The 25275-nt window shown below is 42.9% G+C and carries 29 protein-coding genes; 1 reads left to right on the top strand and 28 read right to left on the bottom strand.

Going from position 1 to position 25275, the window contains the following annotated elements:
* Window positions 1-105 precede the first annotated feature (105 nt).
* The 4 genes from thrS to IGI88_RS15160 all read right to left on the bottom strand — a co-directional run bounded on the left by thrS (window position 106) and on the right by IGI88_RS15160 (window position 3962).
* Window positions 106-2046, bottom strand: coding sequence for a threonine--tRNA ligase (thrS, locus tag IGI88_RS15175; RefSeq protein WP_086332424.1), 1941 nt, complete (start codon window positions 2044-2046; stop codon window positions 106-108).
* A gap of 311 nt (window positions 2047-2357) precedes the next feature.
* A complete protein-coding gene (locus tag IGI88_RS15170; RefSeq protein WP_005225916.1) occupies window positions 2358-2534 on the bottom strand; it encodes a 2-hydroxymuconate tautomerase in 177 nt (58 codons plus the stop codon).
* Window positions 2535-2622: 88 nt separating this feature from the next.
* A complete protein-coding gene (locus tag IGI88_RS15165) occupies window positions 2623-3120 on the bottom strand; it encodes an ASCH domain-containing protein (RefSeq protein ID WP_005235615.1) in 498 nt (165 codons plus the stop codon).
* Entirely contained in the window at window positions 3090-3962 is an 873-nt protein-coding gene (locus tag IGI88_RS15160; protein ID WP_086332425.1) for an aminoglycoside 6-adenylyltransferase, read from the bottom strand. Before IGI88_RS15160 ends, IGI88_RS15165 begins: the two co-directional genes overlap by 31 nt.
* Window positions 3963-4102: 140 nt before the next feature.
* On the opposite strand from IGI88_RS15160, the gene helD reads away from it, so the two are divergent.
* Window positions 4103-6385 carry an RNA polymerase recycling motor HelD gene (helD, locus tag IGI88_RS15155; RefSeq protein WP_086332426.1) on the top strand — a complete coding sequence of 761 codons (2283 nt, stop codon included), beginning with the start codon at window positions 4103-4105 and terminating at the stop codon, window positions 6383-6385.
* Between the two features lie 62 nt (window positions 6386-6447).
* On the opposite strand, the gene IGI88_RS15150 is transcribed toward helD, so the two are convergent.
* The 24 genes from IGI88_RS15150 to fabT all read right to left on the bottom strand — a co-directional run bounded on the left by IGI88_RS15150 (window position 6448) and on the right by fabT (window position 25140).
* The gene (locus IGI88_RS15150) at window positions 6448-7107 is read right to left on the bottom strand and encodes a hypothetical protein (protein WP_034872543.1); all 660 of its coding nucleotides are present in this window, start codon (window positions 7105-7107) and stop codon (window positions 6448-6450) included.
* Between the two features lie 209 nt (window positions 7108-7316).
* Complete coding sequence (locus IGI88_RS15145) at window positions 7317-8039, bottom strand: YebC/PmpR family DNA-binding transcriptional regulator (protein WP_005225911.1); 723 nt, start codon at window positions 8037-8039, stop codon at window positions 7317-7319.
* 79 nt (window positions 8040-8118) lie between these two features.
* Complete coding sequence (locus IGI88_RS15140; RefSeq protein ID WP_429960742.1) at window positions 8119-9285, bottom strand: nucleotidyltransferase; 1167 nt, start codon at window positions 9283-9285, stop codon at window positions 8119-8121.
* Window positions 9286-9312: 27 nt separating this feature from the next.
* Complete coding sequence (locus tag IGI88_RS15135) at window positions 9313-10041, bottom strand: class I SAM-dependent DNA methyltransferase (RefSeq protein ID WP_016612181.1); 729 nt, start codon at window positions 10039-10041, stop codon at window positions 9313-9315.
* A complete protein-coding gene (rsfS, locus tag IGI88_RS15130; protein WP_034878521.1) occupies window positions 10041-10382 on the bottom strand; it encodes a ribosome silencing factor in 342 nt (113 codons plus the stop codon). The genes IGI88_RS15135 and rsfS overlap by 1 nt, the downstream gene beginning before the upstream one ends.
* An 11-nt stretch (window positions 10383-10393) precedes the next feature.
* Window positions 10394-10993, bottom strand: coding sequence for a bis(5'-nucleosyl)-tetraphosphatase (symmetrical) YqeK (gene yqeK / locus IGI88_RS15125; protein WP_005235599.1), 600 nt, complete (start codon window positions 10991-10993; stop codon window positions 10394-10396).
* Window positions 10983-11624, bottom strand: a complete 642-nt coding sequence (locus IGI88_RS15120; protein WP_016620357.1) for a nicotinate-nucleotide adenylyltransferase — start codon at window positions 11622-11624, stop codon at window positions 10983-10985. The genes yqeK and IGI88_RS15120 overlap by 11 nt, the downstream gene beginning before the upstream one ends.
* A 12-nt stretch (window positions 11625-11636) precedes the next feature.
* Window positions 11637-11948, bottom strand: a complete 312-nt coding sequence (yhbY, locus tag IGI88_RS15115) for a ribosome assembly RNA-binding protein YhbY (RefSeq protein WP_008378170.1) — start codon at window positions 11946-11948, stop codon at window positions 11637-11639.
* Between the two features lie 15 nt (window positions 11949-11963).
* A complete protein-coding gene (yqeH, locus tag IGI88_RS15110) occupies window positions 11964-13082 on the bottom strand; it encodes a ribosome biogenesis GTPase YqeH (protein ID WP_429960741.1) in 1119 nt (372 codons plus the stop codon).
* Between the two features lies 1 nt (window position 13083).
* On the bottom strand, window positions 13084-13608 hold the full coding sequence (locus tag IGI88_RS15105; protein ID WP_005225903.1) for a YqeG family HAD IIIA-type phosphatase: 525 nt from the start codon (window positions 13606-13608) through the stop codon (window positions 13084-13086).
* 360 nt (window positions 13609-13968) lie between these two features.
* Window positions 13969-14694 (bottom strand): amino acid ABC transporter ATP-binding protein, encoded by a 726-nt coding sequence (locus IGI88_RS15100; protein ID WP_005235590.1) that lies wholly within the window; start codon window positions 14692-14694, stop codon window positions 13969-13971.
* Between the two features lie 16 nt (window positions 14695-14710).
* Window positions 14711-15400, bottom strand: a complete 690-nt coding sequence (locus tag IGI88_RS15095) for an amino acid ABC transporter permease (RefSeq protein ID WP_005225900.1) — start codon at window positions 15398-15400, stop codon at window positions 14711-14713.
* Window positions 15401-15422: 22 nt separating this feature from the next.
* Window positions 15423-16268, bottom strand: a complete 846-nt coding sequence (locus tag IGI88_RS15090) for a transporter substrate-binding domain-containing protein (RefSeq protein WP_005235588.1) — start codon at window positions 16266-16268, stop codon at window positions 15423-15425.
* Between the two features lie 189 nt (window positions 16269-16457).
* Window positions 16458-17243, bottom strand: a complete 786-nt coding sequence (locus IGI88_RS15085) for an acetyl-CoA carboxylase carboxyl transferase subunit alpha (RefSeq protein ID WP_005235587.1) — start codon at window positions 17241-17243, stop codon at window positions 16458-16460.
* Window positions 17236-18105 carry an acetyl-CoA carboxylase, carboxyltransferase subunit beta gene (accD, locus tag IGI88_RS15080; RefSeq protein WP_086316197.1) on the bottom strand — a complete coding sequence of 290 codons (870 nt, stop codon included), beginning with the start codon at window positions 18103-18105 and terminating at the stop codon, window positions 17236-17238. Before accD ends, IGI88_RS15085 begins: the two co-directional genes overlap by 8 nt.
* Window positions 18106-18117: 12 nt before the next feature.
* Window positions 18118-19482 carry an acetyl-CoA carboxylase biotin carboxylase subunit gene (locus IGI88_RS15075; protein WP_005235585.1) on the bottom strand — a complete coding sequence of 455 codons (1365 nt, stop codon included), beginning with the start codon at window positions 19480-19482 and terminating at the stop codon, window positions 18118-18120.
* Between the two features lie 7 nt (window positions 19483-19489).
* On the bottom strand, window positions 19490-19918 hold the full coding sequence (gene fabZ / locus IGI88_RS15070; protein WP_429960740.1) for a 3-hydroxyacyl-ACP dehydratase FabZ: 429 nt from the start codon (window positions 19916-19918) through the stop codon (window positions 19490-19492).
* 4 nt (window positions 19919-19922) lie between these two features.
* The gene (gene accB / locus IGI88_RS15065) at window positions 19923-20405 is read right to left on the bottom strand and encodes an acetyl-CoA carboxylase biotin carboxyl carrier protein (protein ID WP_005235584.1); all 483 of its coding nucleotides are present in this window, start codon (window positions 20403-20405) and stop codon (window positions 19923-19925) included.
* Window positions 20406-21644, bottom strand: coding sequence for a beta-ketoacyl-ACP synthase II (fabF, locus tag IGI88_RS15060; protein WP_429960739.1), 1239 nt, complete (start codon window positions 21642-21644; stop codon window positions 20406-20408).
* A gap of 12 nt (window positions 21645-21656) precedes the next feature.
* Window positions 21657-22394, bottom strand: coding sequence for a 3-oxoacyl-[acyl-carrier-protein] reductase (gene fabG, locus IGI88_RS15055; protein WP_008378189.1), 738 nt, complete (start codon window positions 22392-22394; stop codon window positions 21657-21659).
* Window positions 22395-22403: 9 nt separating this feature from the next.
* A complete protein-coding gene (gene fabD / locus IGI88_RS15050; protein WP_429960738.1) occupies window positions 22404-23327 on the bottom strand; it encodes an ACP S-malonyltransferase in 924 nt (307 codons plus the stop codon).
* Window positions 23328-23450: 123 nt separating this feature from the next.
* Window positions 23451-23675, bottom strand: a complete 225-nt coding sequence (locus IGI88_RS15045) for an acyl carrier protein (RefSeq protein WP_005225890.1) — start codon at window positions 23673-23675, stop codon at window positions 23451-23453.
* A gap of 52 nt (window positions 23676-23727) precedes the next feature.
* A complete protein-coding gene (locus IGI88_RS15040; protein ID WP_101699137.1) occupies window positions 23728-24690 on the bottom strand; it encodes a beta-ketoacyl-ACP synthase III in 963 nt (320 codons plus the stop codon).
* Between the two features lie 9 nt (window positions 24691-24699).
* On the bottom strand, window positions 24700-25140 hold the full coding sequence (gene fabT / locus IGI88_RS15035; protein WP_008378199.1) for a fatty acid biosynthesis transcriptional regulator FabT: 441 nt from the start codon (window positions 25138-25140) through the stop codon (window positions 24700-24702).
* Between the last annotated feature and the right edge of the window lie 135 nt (window positions 25141-25275).

Genomic DNA, 25275 nt, shown 5'->3' with positions numbered 1-25275 from the left:
AAAAAATCTAATTATTTTATTTTATATAGATTAAAAAAGGTAAATGGCACCTGCTGAAAGCAGGTGCCTATACTATAAAATCATTTGTTTTCTTTGAACCAAAAGCTATGCTCGACTATAATTTTTCACTTCAGCAGCCATTGCATCAACAAACAGATTCAATTCTTCGACTTGGGTCTCCTTGCTGCCGTAGCGACGGATATTGACTGTCGCATCATTGACTTCTTGATCCCCAACAACAATTTGATAAGGAATTTTTTGGGTTTGTGATGCGCGGATCTTATACCCCATTTTTTCGTTGCGGTCATCCACTTCTACCCGCAGTCCTTGTGCCTGCAAGCGTTCTTTGATTTCGTAAGCATAGTCACTGTGAGCTTCGACTGAAACTGGAATGATCGATGCTTGGATCGGCGCCAACCACGTTGGGAATGCGCCTTTATAGACTTCCGTCAGATAAGCCACAAAACGTTCCATCGTTGAAACGATGCCGCGGTGGATCACCACTGGACGGTGGTTGTTTTCGCCATCTTCACCAACATATGTTAGATCAAACCGTTCAGGCAATAAGAAATCCAATTGGATCGTTGACAAGGTTTCTTCCATACCTAAAGCTGTTTTCACTTGGACATCTAGTTTAGGTCCGTAGAAAGCTGCTTCACCGTCAGCTTCAAAATAATCCAATTCTAATTCATCCATGGCCGCTTTTAGCATTGTTTGCGCATTTTCCCACATCGCATCGTCATCAAAATATTTGTCTTTGTTTTGTGGATCGCGATAACTTAAACGGAAACGATAGTCAGTAATATTAAAGTCTTCGTAAACGCCCACCATAAGATCCAGTGTCCGTTTGAATTCTTCTTTGATTTGATCAGGACGAACAAATGTATGACCATCATTTAAGGTCATTTCCCGAACCCGTTGCAACCCTGATAGTGCCCCTGATTTTTCATAGCGGTGCATCATTCCTAATTCAGCGATCCGAATTGGTAGTTCACGATACGAATGGATGTCATTTTTGTAAACCATCATGTGATGTGGGCAATTCATTGGTCGTAGAACCAGCATTTCGCCATCCCCCATATCCATTGGTGGGAACATGTCCTCGTGGTAATGATCCCAGTGCCCTGATGTTTTGTATAAATCCACGTTTGCCATGATTGGTGTGTATACGTGTTGGTACCCAAGGCTAACTTCTTTATCCACGATATAACGCTCGATCGTACGACGGATCGTTGCTCCTTTTGGCAACCAGAAAGGCAAACCCGCGCCGACTTCAGGGGACAACATAAACAATTCTAATTCTTTCCCTAATTTACGATGATCGCGTTCTTTTGCTTCTTCTCGTAAACGAATAAATTCCTTCAAGTCTTTCTTATCGAAAAAGGCTGTTCCATATACCCTTTGCATCATTTGATTATCAGAACTTCCACGCCAATAGGCTCCGGCTACTGATAACAATTTGTACACTTGGATACGACCTGTCGATGGGACATGAGGGCCGCGGCATAAGTCAACAAATTCTCCTTGCTGATAGGCAGTAATCGTTTCGTCATCTGGTAATTCTGTGATCAACTCAACTTTGTATGGATCTTCAGCAAAAAGAGCCAAAGCTTCCTCTTTTGTTAATACACGTCGTTCAATTGGCAGATTTTCTTTAATGATTTTCATCATTTCTGCTTCGATTGCTGGTAGATCTTCCGCAGTTACTGGTTTTTCCCCATTGTCTGTGTCATAGTAAAAACCAGAATCAATTGCAGGTCCTACTCCAAAATGGATCGATGGATAGAGTCTGCGCATGGCTTGAGCCATTAAATGAGCTGTCGAATGACGAAGTAAACCTAAGGCGTCTTCATGATCGGGTGTCACGATCTCAATCGTTGCATCTTCTTCGATCGGACGTGAAAGATCGATCAGTTGTCCATTGACTTTTCCAGCTAAGGCTTTTTTTGCAAGACTTTTCGAGATACTTTCAGCAATCTCTTTAGTTGTTACCCCAACAGCAAATTCTTTTTTTGCGCCATCAGGAAATGTAATAAATAATGACATATGAATGTCCTCCTTTGAATGATTTCAATCAATAAAAAAGTCCTAGTATCGGTTACGATACTAGGACGATCACTCGTGGTTCCACCTATTGTTCGAAAACAGAAAAAGTCTGTTTTCCTCTTCATGAGATAACGGTTCAACCGCCTCCGTTTCGACAGAGGTCTAAAAAAAGTGGTCATCCTTTGGTTTTCTTCCAGGAAATTTTCAGCCAAGATTTCCCTCTCTTATCGAAGACTCTCAAACTCAGGTGTCTTTTTTATTGATCGATTATGGCTCAATTAAACCACTACCTACAAGAAAAAGCAAGAGAATTATTTCCAATCGCCATTCACAGCATAGGTTCCTTGCTTCATTTCATTGATGATGACATGGATATGCTCCTTAGGGGCACCCGTATTTTTATGGACCGCCTCAGTGATTTCTTTCATCATATTCGTCAGTTGTTCTTGCGAACGCCCTTCAACTAGTTCGACATGAATAAATGGCATACGATTTCCTCCTTTGTTTGCTTTTGATTATACACCTTTTTCAAAAAGACAAAAGCTATTCCCATGATTTCCAAAGAAAAACGTGTCTTTATTCCTCCTGATACACGACAGAAAACTTTTCACAAACGCATAGCATTTGATCGTGAAAAGACAACCCCGCTGAGGCATAAGCTCGTCGAAAAAAAGCTTCATGAACACGGCGCCAATAAGCCAAAGTGCGATCTCCTTCCCCTTCTAAAAAGGCAAACGCTGCTGTCACTTCATCAAATGGCACGATCGACACTGACTCTAAATAAAGAACAGCTCTTGGTACATCCGAACCATCTAAAAGGACACTATACGTTTCTGATTGTGGCAATGCTTCTTGCTCGATTTCATAGAGCGCAGCGGCGGAGGTCGTCGCTGTCTTTTTGCCAGCTAAAACAAGTGCTGCCAGTTCATCCGCCATTTCTGAAGTATCACCAAAGGACCAAGCATCTTCATAGGTCAGAGAAGATTGATTTCTTGGATTTGCTTTTAAAAACCGCTGCCAAAACGCTTGAATCTGACTGTCTTTTATTTTTGGTTCTCTGGTCTCATCTGCCAATTTTTTTCACTCCAATACTTCGTATATGTTTGGACATTCTCAGCTTCTTGCCAATCATAGGCCAACCCTAATTTCTCGCTGATTTTCTTTGCTTGCTTATCAAATCGTTTTTGCATCTTCAAAAGGGACTGACCGCAAGCAGTGATCGTGGAAAAATCAAGCAATGAGGTCAATTCCCGCCACTCCTTTTCCGTTAGAAACGACTGCAGGTATTTATGATTTTTCCCAGTACTCACCTGAAATTGCTGAGCATGGGCAACAAACAAATCTTCTATCCATAACAATTCTTGCCAACAAATGGTGTATAAATGATCCGTAGCATAAATTAGTTGCTTTCGAAGCAGCCCTTTCACGACATACGTGCTTACCCACCAAAATTCGTTGCAGTGTTCTTGAAAAGCGGCTTGGGTCGGGCGCTTGATCCAGTAATGCGAATGATTTGCTTGATTAGCAAAACTTAGTAATTGGTCTGGATCAAGCAGCGGCTGCAAGCCTGGTTCTTTAGCAAGACGATCGACCAGTGCAAGAGGACAAAGCATGAGATCGATTCGTGCTCCGTCTTGAAAATGCATTAAGTAGGTAAAACAACCACCCAAGCTGGGTGGATAAATCGTGCTAGCTTCCGGTGTTTGCCTGATCATGATTGATCCAAAGGCTTCTAACCATGAAGAATCATCGACCAAAGGCTGAATATCCTCCATCACGAAGACCACGTCAAAATCCTGCAAAATATCTTTTGGCGCCTGTGGATCGGTCCGTGAACCAGATAAACCGATGGCACGTGCCCCAACACGTTTCCCAACAGACAGGATCAATTGGCGCAATTCTGCTTCTTCTCTCACCTTTTCCACCTCTATTTCGTTTCGTTTTTGAACACCTAAGCTCTTTTTATAAATATTAGCATAGTTTCTTTTTTTCCACGACATTCACAGGGAAAATATGCTATAATTTTATGTCGCAATTTTTTTAAGGAGGATCCTTCGTGAACGAACGTCAAAAAGAACAACAACATATCAATGAGACCATTGCTCTGATCCACAGAGAACAAGCGATCCTTTCGCAGCAAAAACAAGAATTAGCCGCTAAAATGGATGATCAATTAAAAGAAATCGCCGATAAGAAAATTCGCGGAGGCGACAGTGAAGCCTTTTATGAATCAGTTATCGAGTACCAGCAGCATGAACAAGAACTGCTGATCAAGTATCAAACCGCAGAATCACAAGAAAAACGCGTCAAAACCCTAACAACGATGGCAGGCAATCCCTACTTTGCTCGAATCGATTTCAAAGAAGAGCAAGAAACCGAGACCCTCTATTTAGGGATCGCTTCTTTACGAGACAAAGAGGAAGAAACGATCGTCATTGACTGGCGCGCACCGATCGCTAATCTTTACTATGAAGGAGAACTTGGTGAAACATTCTACGAAACAGACACCGACCGTTTTACGGTAGAGCTGCTCTTAAAACGCCAGTTTAAAATTCAAAATGGTGAGATCTTATCGATGGTCGATACTTCGGAGATCATCAATGACGAATTTTTATTGGAAATCTTGGATGAGGCCTCTTCTTCTCAAATGCGTAACATCGTTTCAACGATCCAAAAAGCACAGAACCAAATTATTCGTGATACCACCAATAAATTTTTACTGATCGAAGGGATTGCTGGAAGTGGGAAAACCTCTGCTTTATTGCAGCGGGTCGCCTTTTTACTTTACCGGAATCGCAAATGGCTGGACGAAAAACAAGTCTTGCTGTTTTCACCCAATCATTTGTTTTCTGACTATATATCCATGGTCCTGCCTTCATTAGGGGAAAGTGAAGTGCCCACAAGAACCTTCCACCACTTTATCCAATTGATTCTGACTGGCTATGAAGTAACAAAAGAAACCCAACAAGAAGAGAACTTTTTAAGCGGCGACGATGATGCCATTGAAAAAATCAAAAGTAGTCTTTTCTTGGTGGAAAAAATCAACCGTTATGTCCGTTCGATTGCACCGATCGGCCCCTTGTTCCGTGATCTAAAAATCCAAGGGCAAACCTATTTGACAAAAGAACAGATTCGCCGCTGGTACCAAGAAACCAATCATGAATTGCCGATTTACCAAAGAACCCAACTGCTTCAAACAAAATTATTAAAAAAAATCGGCGGCTTGGAAAAAGATGAAGCCAAAAAAGACTGGGTCAAAGAAGCGACCGAAGAGCAATTGCAACAAGTATTTACCAACGATCCTCATCAAGAATACAGCGAAGAAAACGAACGCCGTTTGCGGAAGAAACTCAGACAGCAGATCGTCCGTAAGAAGTTCCGTTCCTTGACGCGGGGAGTGAAAAACTTTCAGTTTATCAACCAAGCCAAGCAATACTTACACTTTTTACAATCGGTTGAGTCTGCTGCAGTCAAAGAAACTGGCATCGAGGCTGCGGCTTGGCAGCAAAGTATTGCCAACATTCGCCAAGGAATGCGCCAAAGACAAATCAAACAAGAAGACGCCGTTTTGTTTTTCTTACTGATCAAACAGCTTTATCCTGTTCACGTCGAAGAAAAAGCTCGGTTTATCTTTATCGATGAAATGCAGGATTTTCCACCAGCACAAGTGGCTCTGCTGCGTCAGCTTTATCCAAAGGCTGGTATCACCCTGTGCGGCGATTTGAACCAAAAAGTTTATGGCAATGAAACGATCGTCGGAGCATTAGCAGAATTATTCCCCCACGAAAGCGTGAAACGTTATCAATTGAAAACCAGCTATCGTTCGACTAAGGAAATCACAGATTTCGCCAATCAATTTTTAGTTGGCAGTGATCAAGTGGAATTGACGGCTCGTAAAGGTGCGGTACCAACAATTGTTAAAGGAACTGAATCTGAAAATCTGGCTTTCCTAGAAACCAGTATTCGAAAGGCAGCGGAGAATCAGCGTTGGCGCACCGCGATCATTTGTAAAACCGCAAAGGATTGCCAGCAGTTATATGCCCAGCTGACAGAAACAATGCAGGAACAAGTGCAGCTGATCACCTCTGAAGAAGACTTCATGAAACGCAATGTCATGATCTTCCCGGCCTTTTTAGCAAAAGGGCTAGAGTTTGACCAAGTATTTGTCTGGACACCAGGTGCCACTTTCGCGACTGAACAAGACCAATTGATTTTTTATACAATGGCGACACGGGCGATGCATCAGTTGACCGTCCTTACCCAAGAAGAATTGCCGCTTCTAGTGAAAGCTGATCCTGCCACTTATCAGTTTCAAGAAGCATCACGGATTGACGAATAACCTAACAAAAAAACATCACTTTCGACTGATTCTCAAATGAAACCAGCCGATTGTGATGTTTTTTAGCCTTTTAATTCGCCAATAAATAAGCGGGTTTCTGGATAACGCATCCCAACGATTGTTAAAATCATCTGCAGCTCAGAAACGTGTTCCGGATCTTCTGGAACAAATAATTTTGTATGACGTCCGATACTGCCATTATCGATCAAACGATGGGTACGATTCCATTGACTAAATTCCTCGATCGTTGTAAAGCGACTAAGAGGAAAACCAGCACCGTCGAGAATTTCCGTCAATCGAAAAAGCACATAAGAACTATCGATTACCAATTCTTTTCTGTGAGGTAAAGCACGCGTTCGCTTATAATCAATAATTGCTTTTTCTGGTCGGTGTTCTAAAAGCCAATCCAACAGCAAGAAGAACCCTTCCATTCGATAATCATCGATAAAGAGCCGTTCAGAGTATTCCGACATGCGAAAGACCAAAGGAATCAAGAATCGCTCTTTATAAATTAACAAGGGTGCGCGATCAACGACGACATTTAAATAACGATTCAAATAAGAAGAACCACGATAATCGCCTAGACGATACCCTTCCACCCCATACTTTTGATATTTCCGACAAAGAGCCGAGCAGTCAGAAATCGATACAGACACTTCTGCTAGCTTTTCAAAACCACTTAAGATTCGATTAAATGGCTCTAAAACGATTTTTTCTTCCATGTCTGCCCCCCTAACGAGTTGTTTGCTTATGTAGTAAATCATAACATATAAAATGTCTGGAAACCAACTGAAAAGACGATGAATATTGAAGAATTTTCAAGAGAAGTGCTTCTCGCTCTCTTGTTTTTTCACTTGACTAAACAACGGAAGGTTGATGAAAAAAACACCAAAAACTGGCAGCCAGATCACCTCTAGGCTGCCAGTATGTCTTATTCTTCAGCGTCTGCCACATTGTGATAGACATTTTGAACATCTTCAAGATCTTCTAATACATCGATCATTTTTTCGAATTTTTCTAGATCATCGCCAGTCAAGGTTACTTCATTTTGAGGAATCATTTGCATTTCAGCAATTGAAAATTCGGTGATTCCTTTTTCTTTCAAGGCTTCCTGAATGGCATGGAAGTCACTTGGTTCACCGTGAACGATAATTTGTCCATCTTCTTCAACAACATCACGAACATCGATCTCCTTGTCCATCAAGTATTCTAAGATCTCATCAGCATCGTCACCAGCAAAGCCAAATAATGCTGTGTTATCAAACATATAAGCAACTGCCCCAGAAACACCCATATTCCCGCCGTTTTTACCAAAAGCGGCCCGAACATCGGCTGCGGTACGGTTGACGTTGTTTGTCAAAGTATCGACGATCACCATTGATCCATTTGGTCCAAATCCTTCATATCGAAGTTCTGAGTATTGTTCATCGCCAGAACCTTTGGCTTTTTCAATCGCACGGTCAATAATGTGTTTTGGCACATTGTAGGTTTTCGCACGTTCGATAACAAAGCGTAATTTTTGGTTCGCGTGAGGATCAGGATCACCCGATTTTGCTGCTGCGTAGATTTCGATTCCAAATTTTGCATAAACTCGGCTATTGTTTGCATCTTTAGCAGTTTTTTTCGCTACGATATTTGCCCATTTACGACCCATGATTTCACTTCGCTTTCTTGTTTTTAAAAATCCTTATTCATTATACTTGTCAAATGGCGTTCTGTGAAGTAATTTTCACTTATTTATCAATAAAAAGCGGAATTCTTCGAAAATTTTGTTCTGTGATTTGAGGATTCCCTTGCTGATAGATCTGGTCGATCCGCAATGACAAGCCGTAGCGCTGTGCTTCTTTCTTACCGAATTTAGCGATCAGCGGAAGGGTCAACTCTTTTTTGACTTCTTTTAAATAGTGCTGCCCTTGCTTTGTATAGCCTAAGACTCGAATAAAGGGATGTGCTTGGGCTTCCTTCATTTCAGCTTTTGTCACTTGGAACAATACATAACAAGCAAGACGCTGCAGTCTCGTTTGGGTATAGCGTTTTGTCTTTAACAACTTGATAAAATCTGCAAACGAATCCGCCGCAGTCACATATTGTTTTAGTCGATATTCTAGTCCTTCTTCCATCTGGTAAATAGCAGCTAATTTTTCGAGGGGGGCAGAAATGATCTGGTATTGAAGATACGGCCAAAAGGTTTCCCAGTCGACTGTTGTTTGCGAAAGAAATTTTTGTGTTGCTTCAGGAACAAAATCCACAACAGCTTCACCTTGTTTGAGACCTTGACGAATGGCTGTGGCACTAGCGATCGTTGGATGCTCAAATTGTTCTGAATGATAAGAGGCCGCAATTCGTTGGATGGGAACAAGCCTCATTGGTTTTTCATAACACAACACTTCCCGTGCATACGCCATACCCAACAGATGATTCGGCTGGTCATTTTCTGCATGGTACTCAGGATAAAGCTCACTGAGGACCATACTCATTTTTTGACTATAGGTAGCATTTTGCCTAGCTATGCGTTGAAATGCGTCATCGATCATCCGCTGATTTTCTTTTTCAAACTGAGCGAACTTTGCATAGTCAAAGGGTTGTTTCGCATCTGTTCCAAAACACAAAGAATCACATTGCAGATTTTGTAAGATCCTAATCGCTCCCGCTGCAAAAAAATCAGCAGACTGGACGGCCCAAGCGGATGGCAGTTCAACGACCAAATCGACGCCATTTTGCAATGCCGCTTGGGCTCGTTGCCATTTATCGATGATTGCTGGTTCGCCACGCTGTAAAAAATTCCCACTCATCACGGCTACAATGACATCAGCGTTGGTTTCTTGCCTGGCTTTGTCCACATGGTATTGGTGGCCATGGTGAAAAGGGTTATATTCTACGACTAGTCCGCAAGCCTTCATCGACATCCCTCCTGTTTTACATAACGGTTACTTATGGCAGACAAAAAACCAGCGACGGCTTTTTTCATTTGGTTTTGTATCGATAAAATCAGCGTAGCATTCAACATTAGCAAAACCAGCATTTTCTAACATTCTTAAATAGCTTTCGAGAGGATAGGTTCTTTCTTGATGAAGCTCATCTAAGCGTTCAAACAACCCATTCTCTTGTGCAACAAAAAAGGTCAAGAAATGTTCAATGCTATGGTCTTTTTCTCCTTGATAGCTTTCCCAAAGAAAGGCAAATTCATCCGTCTGGTAATGGTAGCTATAATCAGGAAACACTTCATTGATTTGATATAAGGAATGCACATCAAATAAAAAGACGCCATCTTCTTCTAAACAACTGTAAACACCATCAAACACTTGCTGCACACTCTGCTCATCTTCCATGTAGCAAAGAGAGTCAGAATAGCAAGTAATAGCTTGATAGGTGCCAATATCTACGAGATCCAGCATGTCACCCGCAACAAATTGCACAGCCGCCTCTTCTTTTTCAGCCCGTTGACTAGCGATCATCAGCATCTCTTCTGAAAGATCTAACCCAGTCACATCAAAACCAGCCTTGGCAAATTCAACGGCTAACGCACCGGTTCCACAAGCCAATTCTAACAGCTGTTTTCTTTTTCCTAAATGACGACAAGAAAAATCCAGCCACTTTTTATAGAGACTGGAATCCATTACTTCGTCATAGACAAATGCGAAGGTTTCGTAAGCCATTACGCCACGACCCATTCATTAAGATCCACAAGCGGCGCATCAGACCATAATTTTTCTAGGTTGTAAAAAGCACGTTCTGAGGCACTGAATACGTGAACGATTACGTCACCTAAGTCGATCAAGACCCATTTTCCACCATCTTTTCCTTCGACACGGCGAACAGATACTTGACTTTCTTCTTCTTTATCGATGACTTCATCAATGATCGCATTGATTTGACGTTCACTATTTCCTGAACAGATCACAAAGTAATCTGCTAGCAAAGAGATTTCCCGCACATCTAATGCCATAATATCTTCGGCATGTTTTGAATCGGCGGCTTTTACAGCAATTTCTAATATTTTCTGACTATCTATGGTAATTCCCTCCTATATTTGGCTACCCAAAAATTGTAGGTTTCGATCGTTTTTGGGTAGATAACTGCTTCTGTTTCGATCAAATGAAGCAAGGTATGTTTCGTTTCGTAAGCAACAGCGGCATCTAAGTCGATCATTGCGATTTCCCTAGCCTCAACGACTCCAGGAAACGTACGCCCGGGTTCGATATAATCTGCCACATAGATGATTTTATCTAGTAGGCTCATCTTGGCAGCTCCGGTTGTGTGCAAACGGATCGCTTGTAAGATTTCATCATCATCGATCTCTAATTCTCGTTGAACGAAATCAGCACCGACGAGTCCATGCCAGATAGCATTGTTCCAGTTCAAGAGATCCAATTCAAATCCATCTCTACGAATGACTAATCGAAATTCTTCATCGCTGCGTTCTTTGGCATAATCATGAGTCAAAGCAGCGATGCTGGCTTTGACCGGTGAAGCGCCATATTTTTCCGCAAGGGCAACGGCCGTTTTTTCGACACCTAACACATGCTCAAAGCGCTTTTGACTCATCTGCATTTGGACCTTTTGCATCAAAAGTTCCCGTTCTGCTTGTGTGTAGTGTTCACTCTTCATCCAAGTACAACCCCTTTTCTTGAATATAGTGTAACACATTATCAGGCAATAAGTAGCGAACCGAACAACCTTGTTGCACTTTTTTACGAATTGTTGTTGAGCTGACATCCATTAGAGGAATATCGATCCAAATAATCGGGTATGGGCTATCGATCGGCACTTCCGGGCGGCGAACCCCCACAAAAGTTACCAATTCCATCAGCTCATCGATTTGATGCCATTTTGGTAAATAGTTCACCATATCCCCGCCAATGATAAAATAATAATTAGTATCTGGATTCTTAGCTGTCAATTCCCGCATCGTATCAACCGTATAACTCTTACCTTTTCGTTCCAACTCAATGGTCTCTACAGCAAATCGCGGATTATCGGCGATCGCCAACTTCAACATCGCTAAACGATGCTCAGCGGGAATTGTCTTTTTCTCATCAACATGAGGCGGTAAATACTCAGGCATGAAATAAACTTTATCCAGCCCTAATGCTTGCCCTACTTGCTCACCCATGACCAGATGTGCGTAGTGTACTGGATTAAAATTTCCACCAAGAATGCCCACTTGCTTTTTCGGTACAAGTTCTTGTGTTTGTGTCTCTAAAACCGTTTGTACCTTTCCAAATGTTTGTCCTTGCATGCCTTCTCCCTCCTAAATTGAACGAACTTTGCTTGAAATCGTTTGGTATTTTTCTTTACTAGACGGTTTGAATAAAACGATCACTCGTCCGATGATCTGAACCACTTCACAGCCAACTTTCTCACGGATCGTTTCAGCTGCTTCGTCAGCAACCTCATCGGTATTTTGGAGTAATGAGACTTTGATCAATTCCCGTTTTTCTAGTGCTTCTTCAATTTGCGACACCATCGCGTCATTCAAGCCGCCTTTGCCGATTTGAAAAATCGGGTTTAGATGGTGCGCTTCACTTCGTAAAAATCTTTTTTGTTTTCCTCGTAAGTCCATAATCTTCCTTCTTCCTTATACTAATGCTTTACGTCTAAGCACATCGACACCTTTTGGCGCCCACCCGGCGATGACACATGGTTTGGTGATCGTGATCCAGCCAAGTCCAGCAAAAACGATATCGGTTTTTTCTTTGATTGAAAATTCGAAACGGACGAGTTCAGGAAAATCCGCCACTTCATCTGCTCGTGGCGGCTGCAGCAGCCCACCAACATGTTTCTCATAAAATTCATCGGCTTTACTTAATTTGGTCCGATGGATCGCTACATCATTCGCTACATAGGCAACAAACGAACTTCGTTCTCCTTGTATGAAATCAAAACGGGCAAGTCCCCCTAAGAACAAGGTTTGTTCAGGGTTCAATTGATACACTTTCGGTTTAATTTCTTTGGCTGGTGCCACGATTTTCAGATCTTTTTTACCTAAATAGTGTGCCATTTGATGACGATGAATGATTCCTGGTGTGTCGATCAAAAAGTGCCCGTCGTCCAATGGAATCTCAATTTTATCCAATGTAGTTCCAGGGAATCGCGAAGTGGTGATCAGCTCGTTGATCCCTGCTGTTTGTTTGATGATTTGATTGATCAATGTTGATTTTCCAACATTCGTCACACCAACCACATACACATCACGACCTTCACGATACGTTTCGATCGCTTGTAGCAACGCTTGGGTTTCACCCGGTTTCTTGGCACTCGTCAACAATACATCGACGGGTCTCAAACCGACTTCGTAAGCCCGTTCCTTCATCCATTGGGTCATTTTCGATTTTTTCAAAGATTTCGGTAAAATATCCACCTTGTTGCCCACTAATAAAACAGGATTATTGCCGACAAAGCGGTGCAGTCCTGGGATCAATGAACCATTAAAATCGAAAATATCAACGACATTAACGATCAAGGCTTCTTTTTCCCCGATTTCATTCAGTAGACGCAGAAAATCATCGTCGGTAAGGGAAACATCTTGGATCTCATTGTAATGGCGCAAACGGAAGCAGCGTTGACAATAGACTTCTCCTGATTCAAGTCCTTTTTCTAATGCGGATTGCGGGGTGTAGCCCAATTCATTGGGGTTCGTTGTCTGAATCACTGCCCCGCAGCCGATACAGTGAATTTCTTCGATTCCTTCTGTCATATTAAATTCCTCCACGCCATTTTAACTCTGGGTTGTGCTTCAATAAATAGTTCATGATTTTTCTTTCTGCGGCTCGATTAAATTGGGTTTTCCAAGAATCCGTTGGGATCACTGGTTTCACTAAAATACTGCGAACACCGGCACGATTGGCACCTCGTACATCCGTCATGATTTGATCGCCGATCATCACGACCTCTTCTTTTTTCAAGCCTAATTGTTGATAGCCTTGTTTGATCCCTCTTGAAAAGGGTTTTAATGCGCGGTGTACGTACTTTAAACCAAAGGGCGCAACTGCCCGTGCCACTCGTTCACTATTGTTGTTGGAAACGACAACTACCGGTATCCCAGCATTTTTCATTTCCAGTAGCCAGTTTTTTAGTTCTTCGGTTCCGTCAGGATTGTTCCAAGCAATCAAGGTATTATCAAGATCGGTCAAAATCCCTTTGATCCCCTGTGCCTTTAGTTGGCTAGGGGTGATTTTATAAATCGCATCGACCATCCAAGTCGGTTTATAATTTGAAAACATAAAATCTCCTTTGCTGCATGATTTCTTCACGTATTAAAAATCGACGACTAGTCATCGATCCAAATTGTCGATCCTTAAAAAGAAACAGTCCGATCTGCCTACAATCACGCAGATGGTTTCTATCAAGATCAGACCTCTTCAACCTGTAATTATACAATAGAATCTTTTTGAATACTAGCAAGTGCGCCAGTTTCTGCAGGTTTCTTGTAAAAGAACTGAAAAACGAAGGTGTCGAAACAACAGTTTGTTCCATCACTTCTTTAAAGTATTCTTTTTTTCCGTCAAAAAAGCATCCTTTTACTGAAAGGATGCTTAGAAAAAGTCCAAAATTGTCATTTGCAACTGCGAGCTTCTCGCATTTTACAATACTTTACTTAAAAAATCAATGGTTCTCGGGTTTTTCGGATGATCAAAGAGCTGTTCTGGCGTTCCTTCCTCCATAATGATTCCCTGATCCATAAATAAAATCCGATCCGCGACTTCCTTCGCAAAGCCCATTTCATGAGTGACGATGACCATCGTCATTCCTTGCTGAGCCAAACGCTGCATAACGGACAATACTTCGCCAACCATTTCAGGGTCTAACGCAGAAGTCGGTTCATCAAAGAGCATCACATCCGGTTCCATCGCCAAGGCACGTGCAATAGCGATCCGTTGCATTTGTCCACCAGATAGACTTTGTGGATAGGAGTTTGCCTTATCAGGCAGACCTACATCATTCAATAGTTGCTTTGCTAGTGTTTCAGCAGCTGGTTTTGCTATCTTTTTGACTTTCGTCGGGGACAAAGTAATGTTTTCTAAAACCGTCATATTCGGAAAAAGATTGAAATTTTGAAAAACCATGCCCATTTTTTCCCGCATCTTATACAAATCATTCTTTGGATCGGTAATATCGGTTCCTTCAAAAAAGATTTTTCCGCTTGTCGGTACTTCTAGTAAGTTTAAACAGCGTAAGAACGTGCTTTTTCCTGAACCAGATGGTCCAATCACCACAACGACTTCTCCTTGCTCGATCGTCGTTGTGATCCCTTTTAGCACTTGATTGCTGCCAAAGGTTTTGTGTAACTCTTGAATATCTAACATCATAGCTTGTCTTCTCCTTTTAACGACGATAGCCTTTTCCTAGTTTCTTTTCCCATAAACTCAATAGTCGCGAAGTCGTAAACGTCAAGATGAAATAAATGACCGCCGCCACATAGAAAGGCGTTAATGGTTGGAAAGAACTGGTGACAACGATCTGCGCACTGTTCATCAGCTCGTAGATGCCGATCGTTGAAAGCAAAGAGGAATCCTTGATCAAAACGATAAATTCATTGCCTAGTGGCGGCAAGATGTTGCGTAGTGCTTGTGGCAATACGACATAACGCATCGTTTGAAAAGGCCGCAGCCCTAAAGAACCAGCCGCTTCTGTTTGACCGTAATCAACGGCATTGATTCCCCCTCGGACGATCTCAGCAACATATGCCCCAGAATTAAGCGAGAGCGCAATGATCCCAGGAAATAACCGCCCAAAATCAAGACTCAACACACCGATCGAGACTGTCGGCAAGGCAAACATGCCTTGCAAAAGACCAAAAGCGATCAATATCTGCACCAACATTGGTGTGCCGCGGATGACTTCAATATACGCATTAGCAAACCAGCGCAAAGGCGTCACTTTTGATAATTTCATTAGGGCAAAAATCACCCCTAGAATCGTTCCAAAGATCACGGTGATGATAGAGATCACGATGGTGATCACCACACCAGAAAGAAAATAAGGGTAATATATCGCTAAAAAGGATAAATCCATAATTGTGTCTACTCCGTTCTATCTATTGCGCCGCATTTTCGTTGGCTAGATCTGTGTTCTTTTGTACATACTCATCGATTGTACCATCTTCAATCAATTCTTTCAAAATACTGTTTAGCTCTTCTTGTAGTTCGGTACTCCCTTTAGGTAAAGCAATTGCATAAGAATCGCCTTCAGACGCTTCTAATGCTACATCAGTGATCACGAGGTCATCATTTTGTGCAACATACGATTCAGCCACCGCACTTTCAAGCACCAAACCGTCGATCGATCCTTGTTTCAATTCATTGACTAGATTCGGAACTTTGGCGATGGAAACCAATTGCGAATCCGCTAATTGGTCTTGAACGATCATTTCTTGGATCGAGCCTTTTTGAGCGCCTACCTTTTTGCCAGACAAGCTTTCGATTGAATCAAATGCCGACTCATTGTTTTTATTAACAACTACTTTTTGTTCTGGTGTAAAATAGTTATCGGTGAAATCAAAAGTCTGTTTACGTTCGTCAGTTGCTGAGATGCCTGAAACAGCGATATCGGCTTTTCCTTGTTGCAAAGCAGTCAAGACAGCATTGAAATCAAGGTCCAAAATATTCACTTCGACACCAAGACGATCAGCGATCTCATTGACCATATCGATATCTGCGCCCACGATCGTATCTTTGCCATCAATCAAGGCATGAAATTCAAAGGGGGCAAAGTCAGCAGAAGTTGCCACATTCAACACACCGGCTGCTTTGATGGCTTCCAATTGGTTATCCGCCGAACCGCTGGCACTAGAACTGCCAGTACTCGATGAGCCGCCATTTCCACAAGCTCCTAAAACCAAAATCCCCGTCAATACAACAAGTGCTCCAAATAATTTTTTCATTAAAACGCTCCTCTTCAAAACAAATATTTATGCAATATAATCTTCTTATATTCAGAATATATACATAATAGCACAGAATAATTAAATTTTAAACTAAAAACTTCGTCATTTGCACGATTTATTCAATAACACTTTTAATAAAAAAATACTAGGATACCCTCTCTCTATTCAGAGTGGATATCCTAGTTGTTAAAATCGGCGAAAACGCTGATACCTTGCCTCAAGCAATTCTTCTGTTTGCAACGTAGAAAGTTCAGCGAGTTTCGTTGAAATTGCCGCTTTCATCTGTTCCATCAATTGCTCTTTCGGTAAAAAGGCCTCTTCATGGGTTTCAGCAATCACTTTTTCAATAACGCCTAATTCAAATAGTTCTTGGGCAGTGATCTTCATTAAACCAGCAGCTTCTTTGGCCCGGCTACCATCTTTCCATAGGATCGAAGCAAAGCCTTCGGGAGATAAAATGGCATAGATCGAGTGTTCCATCATCCACACTTCATCCCCTAAAGCCAGTGCTAAAGCACCGCCGCTGCCGCCTTCACCAATGATGATTGCCAAGATCGGCACCGTTAAATCGGACATTTCCATCAAGTTACGGGCAATCGCTTCCCCTTCTCCCCGTTCTTCCGCGCCAATACCACAAAACGCCCCTGCTGTATTGATCAATGTGACCACAGGTCGCTGAAATTTTTCTGCTTGCTTCATTAAGCGTAACGCTTTTCGATAGCCTTCAGGATGTGGTGAGCCAAAGTTTCTGCGTAAATTTTCAGGTAGATTACGGCCTTTTTGAATACCGATCACGGTCACTGGCTTGCCATCTAAACAAGCTATCCCGCCAACAACGGCTTCATCTTCGCCAAACAGACGGTCTCCATGAAACTCTTCAAACTCAGAAAAAATGCCTTCAAAGTAATCCAGTGCCGTCAAGCGGTCTTTGCTGCGAGCGAGTTCAACGATTTCGTGGGCTGCTCTAGTCATTGCGATTCCATCCTTTCCGCGTATGCAAAGAAATCAAATGGTGGATTTTCTCCCGCAAGTTCGTCCGTGGAACGATTTGATCGACAAAGCCATGATCTAACAGGAACTCTGCTTTTTGAAAATCTTCAGGTAGTTCCTGACGAATGGTTTGTTCAATCACACGTCGTCCAGCAAAACCGATCAATGCTTGCGGTTCTGCCAGGATGATATCCCCTTCCATCGCAAAACTAGCGGTAACGCCACCGGTGGTCGGGTCCGTTAAAACCGTTAGATAAAACAAGCCAGCTTTACTGTGGCGTTTTACTGCCGCGGAGATCTTCGCCATTTGCATCAGTGACAAAATCCCTTCTTGCATCCGAGCCCCACCCGAAGCGGTAAAAAGAACAACTGGTAGCTGTTTTTCGATCGCACGTTCAAACAAACGGGTGATTTTCTCCCCCACGACCGTTCCCATACTGCCCATGATGAAATTCGCATCCATGACACCGATTGCTAACGGCAATCCTCGAACTTTGGCTTCTCCCGTTAGAACAGCCTCATGCAAACCAGTTTTTTCTTGCATTTGTGCGACTTTATCCAGGTACCCTGGGAAATCAAGGGGATCTTTTGTGGTAACATCTGTGTCCCATTCTTCAAAACTTTTTTCATCAATCGTGATAGCGATCCGTTCCCAGGCGCTGATCCGGAAATTATACCCGCAGTGGGGACAGACTTTTTCTGCCCCCATCTCCTTCGTATAAAGCGTTCGTTTGCAACTAGGACATTTCGCCCAAAGATTATCTGGGACGACTGGTTCGTTCGTTGGCAGCTGACCTCGATTAGGATTGATGCGAATGTAGTTTTTTTTCTTAAATAAAGCCACTCAACTTCCCTCCTATTGTTCAGGTGTCCAATTTGGCAAAAATTCCTCTTGTAAAAAGGCGGTTGTATAGTCTCCCGCAATCACTTTCGGGTGACTGATCAAGTCCATTTGGAATTCTGCATTCGTAATGACACCATCGGTCACTAATTCAGCTAACGCCCGCTGCATTTTCATCAATGCTTCAAAACGGTTCTCGCCGTGAACGATCACTTTAGCGATCATGGAATCATAATAAGGCGGGATCGTATAGCCGGAATACATGGCACTGTCTACCCGTACACCCAAGCCTCCACCAGGCAGAAATAAATTGTTGATCTTGCCTGGTGACGGTGCAAAATTGAAGGCTGGATTTTCTGCATTGATCCGACATTCGATTGCCGCACCTGTCATCTTGATGTCTGCTTGTGTCAAGCCTAGCGGTTCGCCACTAGCAACTTCGAGTTGTTTTTTGACTAGATCAATGTTAGTCACCATTTCAGTGATGGGGTGTTCCACTTGGATTCGAGTGTTCATTTCCATGAAATAAAACGCCCCAGTGTCTGCCATTAAAAACTCGATCGTGCCGGCATTTCGATACCCTACCGCTTGTGCGGCACGTACCGCTGCTTCTCCTAGCTCTGCTCGTTTGCTTTCAGAAATCACCACAGAAGGGGATTCTTCCAACACTTTTTGGTTGTTGCGTTGCAGCGAGCAATCGCGTTCACCAAGGTGGATAATATTACCAAAAGAATCACCTAACACTTGCACTTCTATGTGTCGAGCAGGATAAATGATTTTTTCAATGTACATCTCATCGTTGCCAAATGCCGCTTTCGCTTCTTGCTGTGCCGAAGCAAAATGATGCGGCAATGCTTCTTTATCTGCGACTTTCCGTATCCCTTTACCGCCACCGCCGGCCGCAGCTTTGAGCATGACTGGGTAACCAATCTCTTCAGCGATCGTTAAAGCTTCTTCCACATCAGAAATCGCGCCTTTGCTTCCGGGAATGACCGGTACTTCTGCTTCGATCATCAAGCGTCTTGCATTGATTTTGTTTCCCATTGCATCGATAGTCTCACTCTTTGGCCCAATAAAGACGATATTGCATTCCTCGCACATCGCAGCAAAGCGGCTATTCTCTGAAAGAAAGCCAAATCCAGGATGGATCGCCTCAGCCTTTGTGACGATCGCAGCGCTTAGGATCTGCTGTACATTCAAATAAGAGTCGGCTGCTTTGGCAGGTCCGATACAAATCGCTTCATCGGCAAGCTCTGTATGCAACGCTTCTTTATCTGCTTCTGAATAAACGGCGACCGTTTGAATACCTAATTCGCGACAAGCGCGAATGATACGTACGGCGATTTCGCCACGGTTTGCGATCAATACTTTAGAAAACATGTCTCACCTATCCAATCATGAAAGTCAATTCTGCTTCCGCCACTTTTTTCCCATCAACATAGGCAATTCCTTTGCCGATGCCAGCTGCAGATTTCACTTTGATTATTTCTACTTCTAAGATCAAGGTATCGCCTGGTGTTACTTTTTTTCTGAATTTCGCTTTTTCTAAACCGCCAAAGTAGGCAGTTTTCCCACGAAAATCTTCCAATGATAGCAATGCCACAGCACCTGCTTGTGCCATTGCTTCCACGATCAATACTCCGGGCATCACTGGTTCATGGGGAAAATGACCTTGGAAAAACGGCTCATTGATAGTAACGTTTTTCTTCGCAACGACCCGTTTGCCTTCTTCTAGCTCCTCTACCCGATCCACTAAAAGCATCGGATAACGATGAGGGATGATTTCTTTGATTTCTTGAATCGTTAATGCGCTCATTGCTTTACCCTTCTTTCACACGGAATAATGGTTGATTGTATTCAACGATTTGTTCGCTTTCAACCAAGACTTCAACTAATTCGCCATCGACGTCGCTGACGATTTCATTCATGACTTTCATCGCTTCAACGATACAGAGAATATCACCTTTTTTCACGTGATCGCCGATTTGTTTGAAGTTGTCTTTATCAGGACTTGGTTTCAAATAAACGACACCCACTAATGGAGAGACAACTTCTTTGCCCTCTAAAACAGGTTTTGCCGTTTCTACTGTGTCCGGTGTTGCTGAGACAGCAGGCGTTGGTGCAACAGGAGTTGACGCAGCATTCGCTGCAGGAGCAGGCGCAGGTGCAGAGGATGCACTTTGTAGCCCACTTGTCGTATTTTTATTAAAATAAAGTTCAAATGTCTCTTTTTTTAATTGAAGCTCAGTTAACGTCGATTGATCGAATTGGCTGAGCAGCTCTTTTACCTCATGTGTTTCCAATTACGCTTCCTCCCAACGTTTCAACAAGATCACTGCATTATGACCGCCAAACCCAAGTGAATTACTCATGGCATAGGTCAATTCTGCTGGTTGGCTTTGATTGATAACAACGTTCAAGTCGATCTCAGGATCTTGTTCTGTCACGTTGATGGTTGGTGGAATAAATTGATGTTGTAATGCTAATAGTGAAGCAATGGCTTCGATTCCGCCAGCCGCCCCAAGCAAATGACCAGTCATTGACTTTGTACTGCTAACATATGGTTTTTTATAGTCTTCGCCCAATCCGTATTGGATCGATGTCGCTTCTGCACTGTCATTGGCGGGCGTGCTTGTACCGTGGGCATTGATGTAGCCAACTTCAGCCGAGGTGATCGATGCTTCTTGCATCGCCAATTTCATTGCTTTTCCGGCACCTGATCCATCAGGATTTGGCGCAGTCATATGGTAGGCATCACAGTTCGCACCGTACCCTACGACTTCACCTAAAATCGTTGCCCCACGTTTTTGCGCATGCGCCAATGATTCTAAAATGAAGACGCCAGCGCCTTCACCCATGACAAACCCACTACGATTTTTATCAAACGGAACGGAAGCTTTGTCAGGGTCTGATTCAGTGGTTAACGCCGTCAGAGACGCAAAACCAGCGATACCGATTTCACAGATCGTCGCTTCTGAACCACCAGCGATCATGACATCTGCGTAGCCATGCTTGATGTTCCGAAAAGCTTCACCGATTGAATGGGTACCAGAAGCACAGGCGGAAACAGTCGTCGTACAAATGCCTTTCGCACCTACCCGTAACGCAATGTTGCCGGCAACCATATTTACGATCGACATCGGTACGAACATTGGTGATACCCGATTTGCTCCTTTGTCATGCATTCGAATCACTTGGTCTTGAATCGTTGGCAAGCCGCCGATCCCCGAACCAACCATCACGCCAAAACGATCCACATCAATGGTTTCTGTATCTAACTTCGCCATTTCCATCGCTTCTAAGGCCGCATAAATTCCATAAATGGAAAAAAGATCCATCCGCTTCGTATCTTTTTTAACGAAGTACTTTTCTAACGGAAAATCTTTGACTTCAGCGGCAACTGAGATCCCTGTTGCTTCTGCGTCAAATTTTGTAATCGGGCCGATGCCGTTGGTCCCGTTTTGTAAACTTGCTAAAAAAGTTTCTGGGTCATTTCCGATTGGAGAAGTGACGCCGTATCCTGTAACTACTACTCGATTCATCTTTTCTTCCTCCTACCCTTGCATTGCCATCCCGCCGTCTACACTGATCACCTGACCAGTGATGTAGGGGCTTTTTGCTAAAAAGACTGCTGTTTGCGCAACATCCTGTGTGGAACCAAAACGCTGTAATGGAATATTTGCCAATGATTGTTCTTTGACTTTATCCGACAGCACTTCAGTCATCTCTGTTTCGATAAATCCTGGGGCGATCGCATTGCAGGTGATCCCCCGAGCGGCACCTTCACGAGCGGCAGATTTCGTAAAACCGATCACGCCAGCTTTACTTGCCGCATAGTTGGCTTGCCCGATATTTCCCGTCAAGCCGACCACACTCGTCAAATTGATGATGCGGCCTTCTCGCAACTTCATCATTTTTTTCAACGCGTGCTGCGTCATATTGAAGGTACCAGTCAAATTGATTTTGATCACTGAATCAAAATCTTCGGGTTTCATTCTCAACAATAATTTGTCATTCGTGATTCCGGCATTATTGACTAAAATGTGGATCGGTCCGACTGCCGCTTCTGCTTCCAAAAGCATGGCTGCCGCTTGATCAAAATCAGAAATGTCCCCATTGATCGCTACACATTTCACGCCGTAGCTGGTGATGCGATCGATCAGTGACTGGGGAATTTCTTTTCGTCCATTTAAAACGATATTCGCTCCTTCTTTGGCAAAGGCTTCCGCGATGGTAAAACCGATCCCTCGCGAGCTACCAGTTACAAAGACGTTTCTATTTTGCAGATCCATAAATTCCTCCTAGTTGAATCGGGCTAGTGTATCTGCCAACGTTTGGCTATCTTCTACACGCGCAGTCTGGATTTCTTTGTCTATTTTCTTCATAAAACCGCTCAATACTTTTCCTGGTCCGATCTCGATGACTTGTTGGATGCCAAGCTGCTTCAGTGTCGCAATGCTTTCGTAAAAACGCACTGGCGATTTCACTTGCAGCGTCAACAGTTCCTTGATTTGGTCTTGCTGCATCGGCTGCGCGGTCGTATTGCTGATGACAGGTACTTGCAACTCATCAAAGGTAATTTGAGCTAATTCCTGTGCTAATTGCTGCGATGCCGGTTCCAACAAAGCAGTATGGAAAGGACCGCTGACATTTAAAGGAATCACCCGTTTGGTTCCAGCAGCTTGTAACAATTCCACCGCTTTATCCACTGCCGGCGCTTCACCGCCAATGACGATCTGCTGCGGCGTATTGTAATTCGCTGGTGTCACGATCCCCACTTGACTTGCTTCTTTACAGATTTCTTCAATCGTTTCAGCGGGTGTGTTCATCACAGCAACCATTTTCCCAACACCTGCAGGCGCCGCACTTGCCATATACCGACCGCGCTTTTGCACCAATGCGACTGCGGTCTTGAAATCAAGCGCACCACTAGCGACTAAGGCTGTATATTCGCCTAAACTCAAGCCAGCAACAGCATCTGCTTTGATTCCTTGCGCATCCAAAAGACGCCAAAAAGCCGTACTTACCGTTAAGATGGCAGGCTGCGTATATTCCGTCTGGTTTAAACGTTCGTTTTCAGTAAAGCATAGCTCCGCCATATCATATCCTAGAATGGTGCTGGCTTGTTCAAACGTCTCACGAACGATGGCTTCTTGGTGATAGAGCTCTTCTCCCATTTTGGGGTACTGTGCGCCTTGACCGCTAAATAAAAAGGCTGTCTTCATCTTGCACTCCTTCATTACTTTGTTCGTTGTTGTTGGAGAACATGGATTCTTGCAGTTCGTCTATGAATCAGCAAAAACACGTTCTTAAAAAGGAAAGGCTAGGCTGTCTGCCTAGCCTTTGTTTTATGCTTGTTGTTTTTCTACATATTTAACTAGATCTTCAACGGTTGTGATACCATCTTCTGTTTCGATCTTCACATCGAATTCATCTTCGATCTCGTTAATGATTTGGAAAAGATCTAAGCTGTCTGCTTCTAAATCTTCTTGGATGTTCGTGTTCAATTTGATTTCTTCTTTTTCTTTTCCTAATTCTTCTGCTACGATTTCTTGAATTTTTTCGAATACCATGTGTATATTCCTCCAATGTGTTTTTCAATAGTAATTTTGTTTCGTGAACAAGTTATAAGGTGGCTAACATAGTTCCCCATGTCAATCCGCCGCCAAAACCTGAGAACACCACTTTTTGACCACTGCCAAGAGACAGTGTACCTCGTTTGATTTCTTCATCTAGCAATAACGGAATCGAGGCTGCCGAAGTATTGCCATAATCTTGCATATTTTGCAAAAATTTCTCACGGGGTTGCTTCAGCTTGCGAGCAACTTTGTCTAAAATGCGTGAATTTGCTTGGTGAAGCAAAAAATAATCAATTGCTTCATCTTGTATCAGATCATTGATCGAGGCGACCACATCACGCGTCGCAAAATCAAAGATTTCTCGTCCAATCATTTGCATACAAGCACTATACGCCGGAACGTTTTGTGAAAAAGGATTCTCATTCGTCCGAAAACCAGATGTTAAGGACATGCCTCGCGTCCCATCTGCTTTTAAAGACTCTTTGAGCAAATGCTGCTCTGAAGATGCTTCCAGCAATAGACCACCGGCACCATCTCCGAATAAAACAGCCGTCGAACGGTCGTTCCAATCCAAGACCTTTGAAAGTACTTCTCCACCGATGACCAATCCTTTTTTAGCGCCTGTTCGAATCAGTTTTTCAGCCATAGACAATGCATAAACGAAACCAGCACATGCTGCACTGATATCAAAAGCAAAGGCATTCACTGCCCCAATCGCCCCTTGGACTTGGCAAGCAACCGCCGGTGTATTGAAATCCGGTGTGATCGTCGCTACCAAGATAAAATCCAGACTTTCTGCTGAAAGCTGAGCATCTTGCAAGAGCGTTTGAGCGACGCGAATACAAAGGTCAGAAGTGTTTTCGCCAACAGCGACTCTTCTTTTTTTGATTCCCGTGCGAGAATGAATCCATTCATCTGAAGTATCCATCAAATTTGATAGATCATCATTTGTTACGATTTTTTCTGGAACATAACTTGCAGTCGCGGTAATTTTTCCAAACATATTCATCCATTATTCTCACTTATAATCTTGTAAAAAGTCATGCAGATTTTTCAGTGCTTTCAACAGTGCCTGTTCCTCTTCAGGAGACATCTGACTCAAGACACCTTTCACCATCTCACGATGAAAATGCTGATGAACACGATAAAGGAGTTTTCCTTTTTTCGTCAAACCTAGTTTGACGACTCGCCGATCATCTTCACTGCGAATCCGTTCTACATATTCTTTTTTCACCAAACGATTGATCGCGATGGTCAAAGTCCCAACAGTGATCGAAAGCTCTTTGGCAACTTCAGTCGTGGTCTTTTTTTTGTACATCCCGATGGCTTCGATGGTATGCATTTCGGTAATTGAAAGGTCTTTGAATTGAGATTTTTTCAATTCAGATTCTTCAATCACTAAGATGTCATTAAAGACGCTGACTAAGTAGTCATTAACTGTTTCTAAATTGGGTTCCATAACCTTCACCATCCGAATACTTTGATAATCAAATCATTTGATAGTCAAACTATATCGGAAGTTATTGAGAAATGCAAGAATTTTTTCGAACTTTTTTTATTTTTAAGCACATTTTTATTTGAGAACTGATTTTCT

Source organism: Enterococcus sp. AZ179, assembly GCF_050498885.1.
Lineage (GTDB): Bacteria > Bacillota > Bacilli > Lactobacillales > Enterococcaceae > Enterococcus_D > Enterococcus_D entomosocium.
This window is presented reverse-complemented; position numbering and strand designations above follow the sequence as displayed.